Here is a 266-nt window from a genome sequence, read left to right on the forward strand (position 1 = left end):
CGCGCATCGAGATCACCATGCGGGTCGAAACCTCGAACGTGCTCCCCCGCGGGCTGATCGCACCCCCCCCCGATTTCACCATCCCCCGCATCCCCGCCGCCCTCAACCCGCGCCTTTTGGAATCGGGGGCCATCGGCGCGGAGAAAGCTGCCCTCTTCGGGCCCCGCGCCCTCCCGCGGGGGGGGGGGCAGGGCGAGGGTCGGGGGGGGGGGAGGGGGCTTCTCAGGGGGCGGCAGGGCACCCCACCTGGGTGAGAAAAAGGAAAG

At 72.6% G+C, this 266-nt stretch carries 1 pseudogene; it reads left to right on the plus strand.

Annotated elements, in window-relative coordinates:
- Positions 1-155, plus strand: a pseudogene (locus tag KVT37_RS33640) (LysR family transcriptional regulator); the annotation flags it as partial.
- Positions 156-266 lie beyond the last annotated feature (111 nt).

This window comes from Mesorhizobium sp. GbtcB19 (genome assembly GCF_019091085.1).
GTDB lineage: Bacteria > Pseudomonadota > Alphaproteobacteria > Rhizobiales > Rhizobiaceae > Mesorhizobium.